At 73.0% G+C, this 17,443-nt stretch carries 15 protein-coding genes; 9 read left to right on the forward strand and 6 right to left on the reverse strand.

From position 1 onward, the window contains the following. Positions 1-47 precede the first annotated feature (47 nt). Positions 48-1,037 (forward strand): hydrogenase expression/formation protein HypE, encoded by a 990-nt coding sequence (gene hypE / locus ACFYYR_RS15630; RefSeq protein ID WP_388852566.1) that lies wholly within the window; start codon positions 48-50, stop codon positions 1,035-1,037. Positions 1,038-1,151: 114 nt separating this feature from the next. Here hypE and ACFYYR_RS15635 read toward each other — a convergent pair whose 3' ends face one another. Beyond that, positions 1,152-1,403, reverse strand: coding sequence for a hypothetical protein (locus ACFYYR_RS15635; RefSeq protein ID WP_388852369.1), 252 nt, complete (start codon positions 1,401-1,403; stop codon positions 1,152-1,154). Positions 1,404-1,674: 271 nt separating this feature from the next. Between ACFYYR_RS15635 and ACFYYR_RS15640 the strand changes: the two genes are divergently transcribed. The 4 genes from ACFYYR_RS15640 (at position 1,675) to ACFYYR_RS15655 (ending at position 5,998) form a co-directional block, all read left to right on the forward strand. Then, positions 1,675-1,875, forward strand: a complete 201-nt coding sequence (locus ACFYYR_RS15640; protein ID WP_388852372.1) for a cold-shock protein — start codon at positions 1,675-1,677, stop codon at positions 1,873-1,875. 265 nt (positions 1,876-2,140) lie between these two features. Beyond that, the gene (locus tag ACFYYR_RS15645) at positions 2,141-2,662 is read left to right on the forward strand and encodes a metallophosphoesterase family protein (RefSeq protein ID WP_388852375.1); all 522 of its coding nucleotides are present in this window, start codon (positions 2,141-2,143) and stop codon (positions 2,660-2,662) included. A gap of 161 nt (positions 2,663-2,823) precedes the next feature. Next, on the forward strand, positions 2,824-4,302 hold the full coding sequence (locus tag ACFYYR_RS15650; protein WP_388852378.1) for a glutamate--cysteine ligase: 1,479 nt from the start codon (positions 2,824-2,826) through the stop codon (positions 4,300-4,302). Between the two features lie 271 nt (positions 4,303-4,573). Then, positions 4,574-5,998, forward strand: a complete 1,425-nt coding sequence (locus ACFYYR_RS15655; protein ID WP_388852380.1) for a DUF2252 domain-containing protein — start codon at positions 4,574-4,576, stop codon at positions 5,996-5,998. Positions 5,999-6,124: 126 nt separating this feature from the next. On the opposite strand, the gene ACFYYR_RS15660 is transcribed toward ACFYYR_RS15655, so the two are convergent. The 3 genes from ACFYYR_RS15660 to ACFYYR_RS15670 all read right to left on the reverse strand — a co-directional run bounded on the left by ACFYYR_RS15660 (position 6,125) and on the right by ACFYYR_RS15670 (position 11,988). After that, positions 6,125-8,884 (reverse strand): LuxR C-terminal-related transcriptional regulator, encoded by a 2,760-nt coding sequence (locus tag ACFYYR_RS15660; protein ID WP_388852383.1) that lies wholly within the window; start codon positions 8,882-8,884, stop codon positions 6,125-6,127. Positions 8,885-9,121: 237 nt separating this feature from the next. Further along, complete coding sequence (locus ACFYYR_RS15665; RefSeq protein WP_388852387.1) at positions 9,122-10,072, reverse strand: cyclase family protein; 951 nt, start codon at positions 10,070-10,072, stop codon at positions 9,122-9,124. Positions 10,073-10,077: 5 nt separating this feature from the next. Continuing rightward, positions 10,078-11,988 carry a glycoside hydrolase family 15 protein gene (locus tag ACFYYR_RS15670; RefSeq protein WP_388852390.1) on the reverse strand — a complete coding sequence of 637 codons (1,911 nt, stop codon included), beginning with the start codon at positions 11,986-11,988 and terminating at the stop codon, positions 10,078-10,080. 318 nt (positions 11,989-12,306) lie between these two features. Here ACFYYR_RS15670 and ACFYYR_RS15675 point away from each other — a divergent pair, with 318 nt between their 5' ends. The 3 genes from ACFYYR_RS15675 to ACFYYR_RS15685 all read left to right on the forward strand — a co-directional run bounded on the left by ACFYYR_RS15675 (position 12,307) and on the right by ACFYYR_RS15685 (position 14,405). Then, on the forward strand, positions 12,307-12,765 hold the full coding sequence (locus tag ACFYYR_RS15675) for a cyclic nucleotide-binding domain-containing protein (RefSeq protein WP_388852393.1): 459 nt from the start codon (positions 12,307-12,309) through the stop codon (positions 12,763-12,765). 269 nt (positions 12,766-13,034) lie between these two features. Then, entirely contained in the window at positions 13,035-13,469 is a 435-nt protein-coding gene (locus tag ACFYYR_RS15680) for an Lsr2 family protein (protein WP_388852396.1), read from the forward strand. 306 nt (positions 13,470-13,775) lie between these two features. After that, on the forward strand, positions 13,776-14,405 hold the full coding sequence (locus tag ACFYYR_RS15685; protein WP_388852399.1) for a hypothetical protein: 630 nt from the start codon (positions 13,776-13,778) through the stop codon (positions 14,403-14,405). 295 nt (positions 14,406-14,700) lie between these two features. Here ACFYYR_RS15685 and ACFYYR_RS15690 read toward each other — a convergent pair whose 3' ends face one another. Together ACFYYR_RS15690 and ACFYYR_RS15695 are read right to left on the reverse strand one after the other, a co-directional pair. After that, the gene (locus tag ACFYYR_RS15690; protein WP_388852402.1) at positions 14,701-15,351 is read right to left on the reverse strand and encodes a DUF4360 domain-containing protein; all 651 of its coding nucleotides are present in this window, start codon (positions 15,349-15,351) and stop codon (positions 14,701-14,703) included. A gap of 622 nt (positions 15,352-15,973) precedes the next feature. Beyond that, the gene (locus ACFYYR_RS15695) at positions 15,974-16,171 is read right to left on the reverse strand and encodes a cold shock domain-containing protein (protein WP_388852405.1); all 198 of its coding nucleotides are present in this window, start codon (positions 16,169-16,171) and stop codon (positions 15,974-15,976) included. Positions 16,172-16,733: 562 nt separating this feature from the next. Here ACFYYR_RS15695 and ACFYYR_RS15700 point away from each other — a divergent pair. Continuing rightward, the gene (locus tag ACFYYR_RS15700) at positions 16,734-17,039 is read left to right on the forward strand and encodes a hypothetical protein (RefSeq protein WP_388852407.1); all 306 of its coding nucleotides are present in this window, start codon (positions 16,734-16,736) and stop codon (positions 17,037-17,039) included. Positions 17,040-17,443 lie beyond the last annotated feature (404 nt).

Below are 17,443 nucleotides of genomic sequence, written 5' to 3' on the forward strand. Positions count from 1 at the left end.
CCGGCTGGACCTGCCCGGCACCGCTGCGCGACCAGGAGAAGGTGGTCATGGGGCACGGTGGCGGCGGAGCGCTGTCGGCGGAGCTCGTGGAGCATCTGTTCGCCCCGGCCTTCGGCAGCGAGGAACTCGCCGAACTCGGCGACTCGGCGACGCTGCACCTCGGCGGAGCACGGCTGGCCTTCTCCACGGACTCGTTCGTGGTGCGCCCGCTGTTCTTCCCCGGCGGCAGCATCGGCGACCTCGCCGTCAACGGCACCGTCAACGACCTGGCCATGAGCGGTGCCCGGCCCGCCTATCTGTCCTGCGGCTTCATCCTCGAGGAGGGCGTGGAGATCTCCGTCGTCGGCCGGGTCGCCCAGGCGCTCGGCGCCGCCGCGAAGGAGGCGGGCGTGGCCGTGGCCACCGGCGACACCAAGGTGGTCGAGGCCGGGCACGGGGACGGGGTCTTCATCAACACCTCGGGCATCGGGGTGATCCCCGACGGGGTGGACATCCGGCCGCAGCGCGCCCGGCCGGGCGATGTGGTCATCGTGAGCGGTGCGATCGGAGCGCACGGCGTCGCCATCATGAGCGTCCGGGAGGGTCTGGAGTTCGGGGTGGAGGTCGAGAGCGACACCACCGCTCTCGCCGGGCTCGTCGGGACGATGCTCGACGCCTGCCGTGATCTGCACGTACTACGCGACCCCACCCGCGGCGGCATGGCCACCACCCTCAACGAGATCGCCACGGCCTCCGGCGTCGGGGTCCTCCTGCAGGAGCGGAACCTCCCGGTGCCCGACGCGGTGGCCAACGCCTGCGCGTTCCTCGGTCTCGACCCGCTGTACGTGGCCAACGAGGGCAAGCTCGTCGCCTTCGTGCCGCGGGAGCACGCCGAGGCCGTGCTGGCGGCCATGCGGTCCCATCCGCACGGAAAGGAAGCGGTGATCGTCGGCGAGTGCGTCGAGGACCACCCCCGGATGGTCGTGGCCGCCACCGGCCTCGGCGGCACCCGGGTGGTCGACGTCCCCCTCGGCGAGCAACTGCCGCGCATCTGCTGAGCGGACGGCGGGAGGTACGGCCTCGGCGGCGGACCGGCATCCGTCCGCCCGGGGCGGGTCCGGGGCAGCGGCATCGCCCCGGACCGGTCCGTGAGAGCAGCGCGTCCCGGAGGGTCAGCAGCCGGGGACCGGACCCTCCCCGGACTCCGCCCTGCGCACCCGCCCGTCCGTTCCCGGGTGCAGATCGAGGGCCTCCAGCAGGAACGCCAGGTCGTCCGCGTCCTCGGCGTGTCCGGCGACCACCTTGCGCGCCGCGGACCGCAGCCGCCGCCAATCCGCCGCCGCCCGGTGCGATTCCTGTTCCTGGCCGCCGTGGGCGTCCCGGGGGTCGAGGTGGGGTGCGGGGCGGCCGGAGGGCGGGTTCATCGGGCGATCCTCGCGCCGCCCCGGGCACCGGCGCCAGGGGCGCGGCGGAGGGTCACCGGATCGGCCCACCCCCGGCCGGCCCCCGCCGGGGCCCCGCGCCGCGACGGCGCCCGCATACCGCCGCCGCATCACTCCCACGGGCACATGGGCGTGCTTCTGTTCGAGTTTCCGCTGCCGACGGACCGGTTACCCATGGCCGTCGGACAGACACGACTCGCGTTGTTCAGGACTCGCGTCATCAGGACTCGCGCATTCTTCAGGGAGAGCGGAAGTGGCACAGGGCAGAGTGAAGTGGTTCAGCGGTGAGAAGGGCTTCGGGTTCATCGAGCGCGAGAGCGGTGCGGATGTCTTCGTCCACTTCTCCGAGATCGAGGGGGTCGGCTACCGCAGCCTGGAAGAGGGGCAGCGGGTGGAGTTCGACATCACCCAGGGCCCCAAGGGGCCGCAGGCGGCCCGCGTTCGCGGCATCTGACCGAGCGGACGGCCGACGGACGGCGTGACGACGGGACGCGGCCGTGGTGGCCGCGTCCCGCCGGCCGTGCGGGTGCGGGAGCGCGCCGCACCTGCGGCACCGGCGTCCGGCGTCCGTGGGCCACCGGGGTCCCGCCGTCCGCGCGGAGACCGGGGGAGTGGATACCGGGGGAGCGGCACGAACGCCCCGGGGCCTCGCCCGGAGCGCCACGCCCCCTCCGCCCGCGTCCCCGCCGCCGGCCGGTGACCGGAGGTACCGTCGCCCCGTGCGCCTGCTGCTGACCGCCGACACCCATCTGCCCCGCCGCGCCCGGGAGCTCCCCGCCGAACTCCTGGACCGGATTCCCCGGGCCGACGTGGTGATCCACGCCGGGGACTGGGTGGACACCGCGACCCTGGATCTCCTGGAATCCCGCGCGCGACGGCTGATCGGGGTGTACGGCAACAACGACGGCCCCGCCCTGCGCGCCCGGCTGCCCGAGGTCGCCCGCGCGGAGCTGGACGGGGTGCGGTTCGCCGTCGTGCACGAGACCGGACCGGCGCAGGGGCGCGAGCGGCGCTGCGCCGAACGCTTCCCCGACGCCGACGTCCTGGTGTTCGGCCACAGCCACATCCCCTGGGACACCACCGCCGCCGGGGGCCTCCGGCTGCTGAACCCCGGCTCACCCACCGACCGCCGCCGTCAGCCGTACTGCACGTATCTGACGGCCGAGGTCGCCCAGGGCGCGCTCACCGCCGTCGAGTTGCACCGGCTGCCACCGCGCCGCACGGCCTCCGGCCCGGCCTGATCGCACGTCGGCGGAGAGCCGCACCGCGTACTGACCGTGCCCCCCCGGGACACGGTCGGTGACACCTTCAGGGCCCCGGTCCGCGGTCGCTGGCCGGGGTGTGCCGGGCGTGGGACGCTGAAGTGCGGGGGCGTACGGCCGAGGAGACCCCGGGAGGGCAGATGGGACGCGATGTCCCGGCGCTCGTGTTCACCCGCGACGACCGACGCCGGTACCGGCGCAAGGTGCAGCGCTGCCTCGACGCCTTCTCCGCGATGCTCCAGGCCGAGAGCTTCGAGTTCGAGCGGCCCCAGGTCGGTCTGGAGATCGAACTCAACCTGGTGGACGCCGCGGCGGAGCCCGCGATGCGCAGCACCGAGGCCCTGGAGGCGATCGCCGATCCCGCGTGGTCCACCGAGCTCGGCAGGTTCAACCTGGAGGTGAACATACCGCCCCGCCGGCTGACCTCCGGCGGCCCCGGCGCCTGGGAGCAGGAGGTGCGCGACGCCCTCAACCACGCGGAGGACCGGGCCGCGGCCCTGGGGGTCCACCTGATCATGGTCGGCATCCTGCCGACCCTGGAGCAGCAGAACGTCGGTGCGGGCGCGCTCTCCGAGGACCCGCGCTACCGGCTCCTCAACGAACAGGTCTTCGCGGCCCGCGGAGAGGACCTGCGGATCGCGATCGACGGCGTCGACCGGCTGCGCACCTACGCGGACACCATCACCCCCGAGGCCGCCTGCACGAGCACCCAGTTCCATCTCCAGGTCAGCCCGGACGACTTCGCCAACTACTGGAACGCCGCGCAGCTCATCGCGGGGGTGCAGGTGGCCCTCGGCGCCAACGCGCCGTTCCTCTTCGGCAAGGAGCTGTGGCGGGAGACCCGGATCCCGCTCTTCGAGCAGGCCACCGACACCCGCGCCGAGGAGCTCAAGGCGCAGGGCGTCCGGCCGCGCGTCTGGTTCGGCGAACGCTGGATCACCTCGGTCTTCGACCTGTTCGAGGAGAACGCCCGCTACTACCCGGCACTGCTGCCGCTCTGCGACGACGAGGACCCGCTGGACACCCTGGAGAACGGCGACATCCCGCAGCTGGCCGAACTGACCCTGCACAACGGGACGATCTACCGGTGGAACCGGCCGGTGTACGCCGTCGTGCACGGCAAACCCCATCTGCGGGTGGAGAACCGCGTACTGCCGGCCGGGCCGACCATGGCGGATCTCAACGCCAACGGTGCCTTCTACTACGGTCTGGTGCGCGCCCTGGCCGAGGAGGACCGGCCGGTGTGGACCCGGATGTCCTTCTCCGCCGCCGAGGACAACCTGCACACCGCCGCCCGGCACGGCATCGACGCCCGGCTGTACTGGCCCGGCATGGGTGAGGTGCCGGTCACCGAACTCGTCCTGCGGCGGCTGCTGCCGCTGGCCCACCGGGGCCTGGAGCGCTTCGGCCTGGACGCGTCGTGGCGGGAACCGCTGCTCGGGATCATCGAGCAGCGCTGCGTGAGCGGTCGGAACGGGGCCCTCTGGCAGGCGGAGATGTTCCACGCGATCGACCGGGACTCGCGGGTCGGGCACCACGAGGCACTGCGCCGGATGACCGAGCAGTACATCGCGTACATGCACCTCAACGCGCCCGTCCACACCTGGCCGGTGGACTGACCCCCGGCCGCGGGCGGCGCCCCCGTCTTCGCCGCGGCGGCCCGGACCCGCCCCGCCGTGCGTCGCCCCGCGGCGCCCGGACGCGGCTGTGGCGCCGTGCCCGTTCCGGTGCGCGTGCGCGCCCCGCGGACGTGTGGAACCGTGAGGAGGGAGAGCCGCCGGTGGCGGTCCCACGGCGGCTCGCCGGGTCACCGGACGGGACGGGCCGTGGGAGCCGCGGTCCGGGCGCGTCCGGAGGCGTGGCCCGCGCCGGTACGTCAGGAGGTCCGCCATGTCCCAGGTCCAGGCCCCACCGAAGGAGACCCCGGCGCCGTTCCGGACCCCGCGCGAGCGCGCCGACGAGGGCAAGGCGGCCCGCGGCCGTACGCCCCGCTCCAGTCATGGAGAGTTCGAGCCGTCGCCGCGCCGCCCGGATCCGGTGGACATCATCGAACGGCAGTCGGCGACCCGGGTGCCGGAGCTGGTGCCCCTCCGGTACGGACGCATGCTGGAATCCCCGTTCCGCTTCTACCGCGGCGCAGCCGCGATCATGGCGTCCGACCTGGCGGACACGCCGGTGTCGGGCTTCACCACGCAGCTGTGCGGTGACGCGCACATGCTGAACTTCCGGCTGCTGGCCTCCCCCGAGCGGCACCTGATGTTCGACATCAACGACTTCGACGAGACGCTGCCCGGCCCCTGGGAGTGGGACGTGAAGCGGCTCGCGGCCAGCCTGGTCATCGCCTGCCGGGAGAACGGCTGGGACGAGGCCGTACGCGCCGCGATCGTCCGGGCCACCGTAGAGTCCTACCGGGAGCGCATGCGCTTCTTCGCGGACATGGGCAATCTCGATGTCTGGTACGCCCACGCCGACATGGACCAGATCCAGGCGATCCAGGCGGAGCAGCTGGACCGGGCCCACCGCAAGCGCCTCGCGCGCGCCCTCGACAAGGCCCGGTCCCACGACACGCTGCAGGCGTTCGAGAAGCTCACCCACGTCGTGGACGGCGAGCGCCGGATCGCCGCCGACCCGCCCCTGATCGTGCCGCTCACCGACCTGCTCCCGCAGGTCCAGCGGGAGATGCTGGAACAGGCGCTCCGCGAGCTGATCGGGCGGTACGGCCGCAGCCTCAGCTCCGACCACCGCACCCTGCTGGAGCAGTACCGGCTGGTCGACGTGGCCCGCAAGGTGGTGGGTGTCGGCAGCGTCGGCACCCGGTGCTGGCTGGTGCTGCTGCTCGGCCGGGACGACCAGGACCCGCTGCTGCTCCAGGCCAAGGAGGCCGACGAGTCCGTCCTCGCCCCGCATGCGGGCGCCAGTGTCTACGACAACCAGGGCCAACGGGTCGTCGCCGGACAGCGGTTGATGCAGTCGGCCAGTGACATCTTCCTCGGCTGGCAGCGCGCCGAGGGCATCGACGGCCGGCAGCGGGACTTCTACGTCCGCCAGTTGCGGGACTGGAAGGGCATCGCCGAGCCCGCCTCGATGGTCCCCGACATGCTGGGGCGGTTCGGCCGGCTCAGCGGCGCCACGCTGGCCCGGGCGCACGCGCGGTCCGGGGACCGGATCGCCATCGCCGCCTATCTGGGCCGCGGTGACGTCTTCGACGAGGCCATGGTGCGGTTCGCCGAGAGCTACGCGGACTGCAACGAGCGCGATCACGCGGCCCTGGTGGAAGCGGTGCGGACGGGCCGGGTCACGGCCCGCTCGGCGTGACCTTCCGCAGGCACACCGGCCGGGCCGGGCCTGGCAGCGGCCCCGCCGGTGCACGCCCGAGAAGACACCCCGGGAAGCGCGGGTCGGAGCAGGTGCAGGCTGGGGCAGGTGCGGGCAGGTGCGGGGTCAGAGCAGACCGAGTGACCGGGCCCGCCGGACCGCCTCGCTGCGCCGGGAGGCGGAGAGCTTGCGGTAGATGCTCTTGAGGTGTGTCTTCACGGTGTTCACCGAGAGACAGAGCTCCGCCGCGATCTCCTCGGTCGACAGCATTCCGGCGGCCAGCGCCAGCACCTCGCGCTCCCGGTCGGTGAGCGACGCCACGATCACCGGTTCCGGTCCGCTCCCGGCCTCCGGGGGCGCGCCGGTCCCGGCCGCCCCGACGGCCAGCCAGTCGTACTCCTCCGCCGGCCCGGACCCGTCCCGGAGCAGCTGCCCTACCCAGGGGCCGGAGTCGGTGAAGGGCCGCCGCAGCAGTTCGGGACGGGCGAGCCGCAGCGCCTGACCGAGCAGCCGCCGCGCCGTCCGCGGCTCCTCGTCCACCGCCGCCATCCGGGCCTGGAGCAGCCGGAGGCGGACGCGGTCCGCCGTCCCGGCGCCCGGCGCGTCGGACAGCGCGGCCAGCAGCTCCCGCAATCCGCTCGTGTCGCCCGCCGCCAGCCGTGCCCGGGCGAGCGCCACGAGGCGCGCGGGGGGACCCGGCGCGCCCGGTTCCAGGACGGCGACGGCCCGCTCCGGGTCACCGGCGGCCAGATGCGCGGCGGACAGCGCGACGGCGGCCCGCTCCTCCAGCCACGCCGGGGCAGCCGGTGCCTCATCGGTGTCCTCCGGGGACAGGCCACCGGCCACCGCCTCGATGCCGCCGAGAGCCCCCCGGACGTCGCCGGTGGCCAGGTCGAGGCGGGAGCGGAGGACGGCGCACTCGGTGCGGACCACCGGATCGAGGGGAGCGCCGAACTCCTCGGCGGCGAGCTGCAGATGGTGCTTGACGGCCGGCAGCTCATGACGCTCCGAGGCGACACCGGCCAGCGCGAGATGGCCCGTTCCCCACGGGCGCAGCAGCGCGGGGCCGGTGCACCGCCCGGCCGCCAGCGCCTGCTGGGCGTGCGCCTCGGCCGCGGTCAGCGCGCCGCGGAGCGATTCGATCAGCGCGACCGCACCGAGTGCCGCATCGTGGAGCGGCCGGGTGACCGGGTCCGTGCAGGACTCCCGCAGCTCCCGGAAGGCGTGTTCGGCCTCGTCGAGCCGGCCGGCGCGCAGCCGCGCGGCCGCCGCGCCGTACCGGGCCAGCGCCGGCAGCTCCGGATGCTCCGGCGCGCAGCGACCGGGCAGGTGCGCCAGCAGGTCCCGGACCTCGGCCGCCGCCCGGTCCGCCGCGGCGCAGCCGTCCCCGTCTGCCGTCCCGCTCCCGGCCAGCAGCCCGAGCAGCGCCAGACAGAGCCGCGGGGCCGGGGCCGCCGGGTCGTCGTCGGCCAACGCCCGCCGCGCCCGCTCCAGATGGGCCGGGCAGCCGGCGTCGTCCCGGGCGAGGGCGCAGGCGGCCGCCACGAGGTGGACGGCGGCCCCCGCGTCCGGCTCCGGGGCGACCGCGGACCGGAGCCCGGTGAGCTCCTCGGATCCGGGGCCCATCAGCAGGCGGCCGACCGCGAGGTTGTCGACCAGGAACCCGGCCGCGAAGGCGAAGTCCCGGGCCGCCGCCGCGTGGGGGAGCGCGGCGTCCAGATCTCCGGCGGCCGCCAGCCACCGCGCGGCCCGCCGGTGCAGCTCCGGCTCCAACGCCCCGTCGGCGAGCCGCAGGCGGGCCCGGAGCACCTCGGCGAACTGCGGATGGCAGCGGTACCACCCCGTGCCGGTCTCCGCCTCGACGAAGGCGTGGGCCCGGGCCAGCGCCGCCAGCGTGCCGGCCGCGTCGTCCCGTCCGGTCAGCTCGTCCGCCAGACCGGGATGCACCCGCTCCAGCACACTGCTGCGCACCAGCAGGTCCCGCACCGGCGCGGGCTGCGGCGCGAGCACCTCCGCGGTGAGGTAGTCGGCCACCGCGTCGTGCCCCGCGGGGGAGCCGTACGGCGCGTCGCCGCGCTGCAGGGCCAGCGCGGAGAACCGGAGCCCGGTGGCCCAGCCCGCGGTACGCGCCGAGAGCGTCCGGACGCTGTCCGGCGACGGATCGAGTCCGTGGCGGCGCAGCAGCAGCGCCGTCTCGCGCGGCGTGAACGCCAGGTCCGCACCGTCGATCTCGGTGAGCTGGCCCGCGGCACGGTGCCGGTGCAACGGCAGCAGCGGGTCCAGCCGGCTGACCAGCACCAGACGCAGCTGCGGCCCGGCGTGGCGCACCACGAACTCCAGACCCGCCGCCACCTCCCGGGAGCGCACCTCGTCGAAGTCGTCGAGGACCAGCACCACCGGTTCGGGCAGCCGGGACAGGGCGCAGGCGAGCCGGGTCAGCAACGAACGGTCGACATGATCCGTGTGCGTCGGAACCCCGGCCCCGTCACCCAGGGCGACTCCGTGGTGACGGAAGGCCTCCAGGGTGTAGGCCCAGAACACCCCCGGGGCGTTGTTGTCCGGTTCCGTGGTGAGCCACACCACCGGGCCGGGCGGCGGCTCCTCGGTGGCCCAGGAGGCCACCAGCACGGTCTTGCCGGTCCCGGCGGGCCCGCTGACGAGCGTCACCGGCCCGGCGGCCCCCTCGGCGAGCCGGGTCAGCAGGCGCCGCCGCACCACATGGGTCCGCGGCGGAGGAGGGACGGCGAACCGGGCGCCGAGCAGCGGATCCCCGGTGGGCGTGCGGCTGCCGCGGCGGGCCGCACCGCCCCCGGGTGCCGTGCGGCGCGCACGGGACACGGGAGGCTCGGGAGGTTCGTCGGACGCCGGGGCTGTGCTCAGACGCATGATCACCACCGTGAGCGCTCGGCCGCCTTCTCGGTACGGCCGGCCGTGGCGGACGCTGCGACAACGGCGTCGCCGCCGCCCGTCGGCCGGTGCGCTTCCCCACCCGGGGGGTGAACACCATCAAAACCGACACCGGCCCCTGTCCGCCACTCGGGGCACACGCGCCCCTGCGGCCACAGCCCCCAAGCTCACAGGCTTACAGGCCTCGGGCCCGGGCCGAAGCGTCGCCCCTCACCGTCACAGAACGGCGATCGGATTGACCGGCGAGCCGGTCGCCGCCGGAAGCCGCAAGGGGGCGATCACGCAGAAGAACGACCACCGCCCCAGCTGCTCGCAGAACGGCAGCAGGTCCTCGAACTGCAGATAGTCCAGCAGGTGCAGCCCCATCGCATGGATGCCCAGCACATGGACCGGGAAGCCGACCCCCGGCACGGCGCTCGGGGCGGCGTCGCTGTTGCTGTCGCTGCCCAGCGCCGCCACCCGCCGTTCCGCCAGGAACCGCAGCGCCTCCGGGTGGAGTCCGGCCCGGGTCGCCGCGACGTCCCACGGCCCTAGCTCGTTGCGCCGCCGGCGGTGGCCGACCCGTACGAAGAGCAGGTCCCCCTCGCCGACGCGGACCTGCTGTGCGGCCTCGGCCGCCGCGAGTTCCCCCGCGGTCACCTGGTCGCCCGGCTCCAGCCACGGCACCCCGCGCAGCCGGGGGATGTCCAGCAGCACGCCCCGCCCGACGATGCCGTCGCGCGCCGCGTCGATGGAGAGTTCGGACGCGCCGCCCGGCGTCACGGCCGTCGCCGGCACCCCGTTGTACAGCGTCGCGTCGTAGACCACATGGCACAGCGCGTCGATGTGGCTGTCCGCGTTGCCGTGGACGTTCATCGCGAAGCGGTCCAGGGCGAAGTGCAGCCCGGCCGGGCTCGCCCCGCTCTCCGGCGGGCTGGTCATCCGGTGGTCGCACGGCTCGGGGTTGTCGGCCGTCGGCTCGGTCCCGATGGGCGCCGCGAGCGTCACCGTCCGGCCGGTACGGATCTCCCCGGCGGCCGCGAGCAGCCGGGCCGGCGTCAGCTCCCCGAGGGCGCCGCGCCGGTCGTCCGGCCCCCGGCGCACCGCGTCGGCGAGCCGGCGCCGCAGCGCCTCGAAGGCGTCCCGGTCCAGCGGCGGTGCGGTGCCCGGCCCCGTCCGTGTCGTCATCGCGGTCACCCGGCGGGCCGCGCCGGATCGGACGGCTCGTCCGCGGTGCGCGGCGGCATCGCCACCGCGACCGGCGGCGCGTTGTGCGCGGCCCGGGTCAGCGCCCGGTCGAGCGTGATGGCCGCGTCGATCAGCGCGAGATGGGTGAAGGCCTGCGGGAAGTTCCCCAACTGCTCACCGGTCACGGCCACTTCCTCGGAGTACATCCCCAGGTGGTTGGCGTAGGTCAGCATCTTCTCGAAGACCAGCCGTGCCTGGTCGAGCCGTCCGGCCCGGGCGAGCGCGTCGACATAGCTGAACGTGCAGAGCGAGAAGGTGCCTTCGGAGCCCCGCAGCCCGTCGGGCGAGGCCGACGGGTTGTACCGGTAGACCAGACTGTCGGACACCAGCTCCTGGTCCATCGCGGCCAGCGTCGAGGTCCACATCGGGTCATGGGGCGCGATGAAACCGACCGTGGACATCCGCAGCAGCGACGAGTCCAGCACCTCGCTCCCGTAGTGCTGGACGAAGGCCTGCCGTTCGGGGTTCCAGCCGCGCTCCATGATCTCCGAGTAGATCTTGTCGCGCTCGGTGGTCCAGCTCGGCAGATCGGCGGGCCGGCCGCGTTCCCCGGCGAGCCGCACCGCACGGTCGAAGGCCACCCACGACATCAGACGGCCGTAGGTGAAGTCCTGGCGCCCTCCCCGGGTCTCCCAGATCCCCTCGTCCGGCTGGTCCCAGTGCTCGGTCAGCCAGTCCATGATGGTGCTGAGCGAGGTCCAGCCCCGGTGGTCCAGCTGGATCCCGCGGCGGTCGGCGAAGGAGATGCTGTCCAGCGCCTCGCCGTAGATGTCGAGCTGCAGCTGGTCCGCCGCGCCGTTGCCGATCCGCACGGGCCGGGAGCCGCGGTAGCCCTCCCAGTGGTCGAGCACCTCCTCGGTGAGGTCGGCGGAGCCGTCCACCCGGTACATGATGTTGAGGGGGCTGCTCCGGCCGCCGGCCTGCTCCCGCACCCGGTCGCGCAGCCAGCCGATGAACGCGGCGGCCTCCTCGGTGAAGCCCAGCCCGAGCAGCGCGTACACCGAGAAGGACGCGTCGCGGATCCAGGTGTAGCGGTAGTCCCAGTTCCGTTCGCCGCCGAGCTGCTCCGGCAGGCCCGCGGTCGGGGCCGCCACCAGCGCCCCGCTCGGCGCGTACGTCATCAGCTTCAGGGTGATCGCGGAGCGCTCCACGGCCTCCCGCCACCGCCCGATGTACTGCGAACGGCTCAGCCAGGTACGCCAGTACCGGACGGTGTCGTCGAACAGCTGCTGGAACTCGGCGGCGTGGATCTCCCGGGGCGGACCGTCCGCGAAGGACTCCAGCACCACGCCGCGCTGCTGCCCCGCCTCCAGTGGCAGCACCGCGTGGATGTCACCGTCCACCGACCGCCCGTGGGCGGGCCGGGCGTCGTCCGGCTCCCGCACCGTGTGCAGGGTCAGTTCCATGCCGTTGCCGGTGAACACGGCCCCGTGGTCGTTGACATGGAGTTCGTGGGGGCTGCGGCCGTAGTCGAACCGCGGCGCGATCTCCACCTTGAACTCCATCCGGCCGCGCACACAGCGCAGCATGCGCACCAGCCGGTGGTTCCGGGTGGCGGCCAGCCCCCGGGAGACGGGCATGAAGTCCACCACCTCGCCCGCCCCCTCCTCCGTCATGAACCGGGTGATGAGAATGGCGGTGTTGGGGTGGTACAGCTGCCTGACGGAGTAGGCGCCCCGCGACGGGCTCACCCGGAAGTAGCCCCCGCGGCCGTGGTCCAGCAGCGCACCGAAGACGCTCGGGGAGTCGAACCGGGGGCAGCAGAACCAGTCGATGCTGCCGTCGGCGGACACCAGCGCGGCCGTCTGCAGATCGCCGATCAGGCCGTGGTCCGCGATGAGCGGGTAGTCGTCCATGGTGAACCCTTCCGGCCGGGCTGCGTCGGGGCGACGCGGAGTACGACGGAACGCCAGCGTCGCAATCAGCCCGGGGCCCGGTCTTCACCCGCACCGGGTGATGGGCCCTCCCGCTGTCACCCACCGGAACCGGACGGGCGCACCGGGTCTCGATCGCCGTGCGCCGCGGGATACCGCGTGGTCGCGCGGCGCGACGGTGCGGCCGTCCGCGGGGTGGCGGACGATGGAGCCATGGGCACGGGGCCCGGTGGTTTCCGTCCGACGGCGCCATGGGCCGAGGGTCCAGTGGATTCCGTCCGGCGGCAGTGAGGATTTCCGATGAGTGTCCCCACCGGAGTGCTGAGCGATATGTCGGACGCCCACCGGGAACGTCTGCTGGAGCTGGCGAGTGTCACGCTCATTCCGGCGGGCGTGCGGCTCTTCGAGGAGGGGAGCCGAGCCGACCGGTTCTGGGTCATTCGACGGGGCGGTGTGGCGCTCGATGTGCATGTGCCCGGCCGCCACGCCCCCGTCGTGGAAACGCTGGGAGAAGGCGATCTGGTCGGCTGGTCCTGGCTCGCGCCGCCCCGGCGCTGGCACCTCGGCGCCCAGACGCTGACCGAGGTCGAGGCGTTCGAGTTCGACGCGGAGGCGGTTACCGGCCTCTGCCGCGACGAGCCGGCGCTCGGGCTCGAGCTGGTCACGGCGGTCGCCACGGTCATCGGGCACCGGCTCGCCGCCTCCCGCAGACGCCTGCTCGACCTCTACGGACCGGCCGGCAGTGGGCCGTTGCGCTGAGCAGCCCGCCGGAATGCGCCGGGCCGGAAGTCCGTACGGTCACCGGGGCGGTGTTCCGCGGCCACGGCACGTGAAGGGGTGTTCTTCAACTCCCGTACCGGTAAGCGCTTACGCGTCGGGAACGCACCCCGTTCCGTGTTCGTCCTTCTTCGGGAAGGTCACGATTTCTGCGGTCGGGTTCGTCGATGGCGGTGGCTTGTTCGTTCAACGGATGACAATATCGTCCACGAGCTCGCGATTTCCTGGGAATCGGAGCACCATCCTTCTTCATGCCGGAGGCGCCGGCCCGGGTCGGCGCCTCTCTCTATGCGGAGCAGATTCAGCAGCGGCAGGCAACGTCCATGGGCCTGCCGGAAAGGACCGACACAGTGGTACAGCGCGTGATCACCCTCATTACCGACGACATCAGCGGGGAGCAGGGCGACGACATTGCTACGCACGTTTTCAGCATTGACGGCATCAGCTACGAGATCGACCTCGGAGCCGACAACTACGACAAGCTCCTTGAGGCCATGGGCCCGTTCGTCAGCGCGGGCCGCAAGATTTCCGGCTCCCGTCGTGGCCAGGGCAAGCGCGCCCAGGCTTCCGGTGCGAAGCCCGACCCGGTGAAGGTCCGCGAGTGGGCCAAGGCCCAGGGCATCGAGGTCAGCATGCGCGGGCGCGTTCCGAAGGACGTCGTGGAGAAGTACGAAGCCGCCCACTGACGCGGCGGAGGCGGAGCTCCCGGCCCGGCGTGCGCCATTGCCGGGGGCTCCGTCCCGTGGGGTGCGAATACCGCGGGGCGGCACGCGGGGCCTTCGGGAATTCCTGTTCCGTCCCGCCATCCGGGGCTCATCCGGTCGTGGGACCGGGTGGGGTGTTGGGGTGGAATCGTGGGGAAAGCCAGCGCGGCTCACACGCCTCGGTGGTCCGGCTGCGGAGGATCGGCTGTCGCGAACATCACCGATCTTCATCCGGACCGTTGGGAGTAACCGATGCACCCCCGTCTTCCCCGGACTGCTCTGGCCGCCATGACCCTCGTCGGAGGGCTGGCCGTCGGCGCGCCGGCCGACGCCGTCGCGGCGGACCCCGTGCCGCCGGCCGCGGCACAGGCGAACACGGCCCCGGCCGTCGCCTCCCCGGCGGACGCGGCCGGTGCCACGGCTCCCGCGGGCACCGTCCCGGCCGCCACCACCCCGGCGGGGACGGCCGGCGCCACCACTCCGGCCGCCGCCCAGGCGCCCGAGGCGAACTGCACCGTGCTGGTCAGCAACCTCGACGTGGACGTGAGCGGACGGACCGCCACCACCAAGGCGCACTGGGACGTGACCTGCCGGCAGCCCACCAACGTCACCGTCGAACTGCGGGTGTCCGCCCCGCACCGCATCCAGCGGCCGACCAAGGGCACCTCCGGCACCCGGTTCACCGGCGACCTGTGGACCGCCGGTACGGTCGACCCCAGCGAGCCCCGGCAGACCGCGCTCCTGACGATCCGTGAGAACGGCACCGTCGTCGGGGAGCAGGTCCGCAAGTGCGCCAAGAGGCCCGACGGCACCGACTCCTGCTACCAGGCCGTCGGCAACGACGCCCTGATGGCGATGGCCGGGGAAGCCGCCGCTTCCCCGGCCATCGCCATGTCCGGGCTCCCGGACGCCGAGTGACGGCAGGCGCGTCAGGTGCCGTCAGCGCCTGACGCGCCCGTGCGTCACCCGCCGGCCGGTACAGCACCGGGGCTGAAAATCGGCGGTTGAACCGCCACATGCGGATCACTCGACAGTCAGTGCTCCACGGCAGTGGGAGCACGGGCACCGGCAGAACTGGGGCGAACGGCTGTCAGTGCCTCTCGGGTGGACGGCCGCTGCCGTGGGGAGCGGCGGCCGTCACCACTCGCCCCGCCGGACGCCGGTGGGACTGCCCTCCGCCACGTCGGCGCGGGACAGGCCGGCACGGAGCGGATCAGTTCTCCGGGCACTCCTTCCAGGCCAGCCGGTAGACCGTGTTGACGCTCGCGTCGGTCGAGTCCATCGCCATGAAGCTCGTCTTCTGCGGGTCCGACGTCCCCGCGTTCACCCGCAGTTCGGTGTTGATGTTGAAGTTGCGCCGCTCACCGCAGGGAGCCCAGACCAGCGCATGGATGTCCGTCACGTCGGACGTCTGCCAGTCGTCGTTCAGTGGCCCGGTGAACGTATGTCTCGCATCCGTGGTCTGTGGTGACCCCTGGAAGTAGTAATTCGCCTTCTGCAGGCCCGTCGCGCCGCGTTCCAGATGGGCGAAGCCGCGGTAGTCGGCCGCGGCTATCGCATAGGTGAAGCCCTGCGGAACGTGGACCCGCAGATTGAGCTGACAGTTCTTCCGGAACGCGGTGGGATCCGCACCCACCCCCACCTTCGCCATGTAGTCGCTGTAGGTCACGGTGAACGCCGTGTTGTCGGGAGCGACGGCCACGGCCGCCGTGCCCTCGGGGCACCCGGAACCGTTGACGGTGGCGAGCTCGACGACGATCTTGTCGGGCGGAACCGGAAGCGTCGGAGCCGGGCTTCCCTGGAACGAGAGAGGCGAGGCGAGCAAGGCCGCCATCGCGCTTCCGGTGATCGCCATGCTGGGCATGGGGAATCCTCCTGATCGTGGTGGTGGGCGCGGTGGTCCGCGCGGGCCGAGTCGGCGGCGCTCATGTCACCACAGGCGATTGCCGGTGTACATGGCGTGATCGGAGGACGGGTCGGCCGGGAGGGGAAGCCAGCTCCTTTCCGGTCGGCCGCGCAACGTCCGAAATCCATGACCGGTACCTCCGGTTCCGGCACCGGAGCGGAGACGTGGCGGGGCCGGCCCGGGGTGACGGGCCCGTCCGGACCCCATGTCCCCGGACGGCCGCGGGAAGCCGGCGGAGCGCGGTGCGGAATCCGGCCATCGGCGATCTGCGTGGGACACAAGTTTTGGCCGATGTGCGTGAGTGCCCGGGTGCCGGTGAGATAGGGCCGGAGCGGCACACCGGAAGTGCGCCGAACGCCCTGCGGCCACGCCGTCGACCGTCAAGTGGAGGACTCCTGCCCGCGACGGCCGGCGGCGCGCGCCGGGATCGCGCCGTCCCCCCCATCGGCCCGGGCTCGGCGTCCGGACATCCGCCCGGCGTGGGCAGCCGGCCCTCGCGGGCCATCCGGCGACGAACTCCGGTACCTGTCACCGGTGCGGACCGCCGTCACCGTGACGGAGCCCTCGGCGCGGTGCGTTCTCAGCCGTCGAGAAGGTGGATGTTGTCCGCTCTGCGGCCGTCCGCATCCAGGGTGATGTCGAATACGACGCGGTCGCCGGCCTTCAATACCCGGTCGCCGCCTCGTTGCGCGACGACGCAGTACTGAACGGCCACTTCGGCCTCGCAGCCGTCGGGCACAATGGCGCCGAATTGTCCGGCGTTGTCGAACCACTTCACGATCCCCTGGGGCACGGGCGTCCATTTCTGGTGAGCCGGTCGTGCGGTGCACGCCGCGGTGGCCCGCGGGGCCGGTTGCCGCGCGGGGCCGACGCCGGGATCTCCCGAAACCGGCGGCGGATACGAGTCGAGAGTGGCCGGCGCCCCCATCCGGTTTCTTTCCGGCAGACGATTCACACGCGCGGTTGAATCCCCGGACCCGCCCTTGAGCCCGCGGCCGAAGTCCCGCATGCTGACGTGTCCCTTCGCAGGACCCACCGACTCCTGCGTCCCGGACGGTCCTGCCGCTGCACAGGATGTCGGAGCGGATGAGTGGCCGACGGGGCCGGCCGGAAGCCCGGTCCACGGTCAGCTGCAGACGGCTGCCGGGAATTAATCGGGCACCACCGACAGCGCCGGTACACAGTGCGGATCGTTCGGAACGAGATTTATTACGCCGTTGGGATGGCCTTGTACGGCGCCTGGCCCAAATAGCTGAGCGATGGTTAGCCCCCGTCACGGGCAGCGGTAATACTCGATTCGTTCTTCCATCCGGAGAAGAACCGAGAACGGAGAGAGACACATGCGCACATCCATCAAGGCGTCCGTGCTGGCGATTGCCGCCGTCGCGGCCCTCGGCGTCTCCGCCACCACCGCCACCGCCCACGAGCGTCACGCCAAGGACGGCGACCTCCAGGCCAACATCTGTGGCAACACCGACCAGACCGCCTTCGCGTTCGACGACGCCGCCCTGGCCGACGTCGACCAGGAGGCGGAGGGCCCGGTCTTCTGCCAGAACGGCGAGAACAACACCGCCATCAACTACGCACCCGAGTCCGGCCTGATCTACCTCGGCGACCTCGGCCTCGGCGCCCTGCCGGTCCTCTGAGGCCTCTCACCCCGGGGCGAGCGCGGGCCCACCGGGCCCTCGCGAACCGGGGCGGCCGCTGTGGCGGCGACGAGTTCGGAGCCCCGGTCCTCCGGCCACGGGTTTCACGGTCCGGACGAATTCCCTTCCCGCGGCGCGGGGCGGAATGCATTGAGCGTTGTGGCGTGAACGTGCGGCGGGCTCAGGTGGATCCCGCACTATCCCGCGCAAGGGACCGCGAAAGCCACGGGGCGCGATGCCCGTAACGGCTCCCGAGGGGAGAAACACATCCGCTTGCCGGGATGTGTTTCTCCCCTTTTCGTGTCTCGGCACGGGCGTGGGCGGGCCCCGGGGACGGTCGATCCGGGCCCGGGGAACTGCGGACGGGACCGTCCCCGACCCCTCGGGAACGGCTCATGCGCCCG

It is taken from the genome of Streptomyces sp. NPDC001922, from assembly GCF_042891165.1.
Taxonomy (GTDB): Bacteria; Actinomycetota; Actinomycetes; order Streptomycetales; family Streptomycetaceae; genus Streptomyces.

Bases quoted from the DNA above. Each gene is read 5' to 3' on its own strand.
- hypE (WP_388852566.1), top strand. From the start codon at position 48: ATGGGGCACGGTGGCGGCGGAGCGCTGTCGGCGGAGCTCGTGGAGCAT.
- ACFYYR_RS15635 (WP_388852369.1), bottom strand. From the start codon at position 1,403: ATGAACCCGCCCTCCGGCCGCCCCGCACCCCACCTCGACCCCCGGGAC.
- ACFYYR_RS15650 (WP_388852378.1), top strand. From the start codon at position 2,824: ATGGGACGCGATGTCCCGGCGCTCGTGTTCACCCGCGACGACCGACGC.
- ACFYYR_RS15655 (WP_388852380.1), top strand. From the start codon at position 4,574: ATGTCCCAGGTCCAGGCCCCACCGAAGGAGACCCCGGCGCCGTTCCGG.
- ACFYYR_RS15660 (WP_388852383.1), bottom strand. From the start codon at position 8,884: ATGCGTCTGAGCACAGCCCCGGCGTCCGACGAACCTCCCGAGCCTCCC.
- ACFYYR_RS15665 (WP_388852387.1), bottom strand. From the start codon at position 10,072: ATGACGACACGGACGGGGCCGGGCACCGCACCGCCGCTGGACCGGGAC.
- ACFYYR_RS15670 (WP_388852390.1), bottom strand. From the start codon at position 11,988: ATGGACGACTACCCGCTCATCGCGGACCACGGCCTGATCGGCGATCTG.
- ACFYYR_RS15675 (WP_388852393.1), top strand. From the start codon at position 12,307: ATGAGTGTCCCCACCGGAGTGCTGAGCGATATGTCGGACGCCCACCGG.
- ACFYYR_RS15680 (WP_388852396.1), top strand. From the start codon at position 13,035: ATGCCGGAGGCGCCGGCCCGGGTCGGCGCCTCTCTCTATGCGGAGCAG.
- ACFYYR_RS15685 (WP_388852399.1), top strand. From the start codon at position 13,776: ATGACCCTCGTCGGAGGGCTGGCCGTCGGCGCGCCGGCCGACGCCGTC.
- ACFYYR_RS15690 (WP_388852402.1), bottom strand. From the start codon at position 15,351: ATGCCCAGCATGGCGATCACCGGAAGCGCGATGGCGGCCTTGCTCGCC.
- ACFYYR_RS15700 (WP_388852407.1), top strand. From the start codon at position 16,734: ATGCGCACATCCATCAAGGCGTCCGTGCTGGCGATTGCCGCCGTCGCG.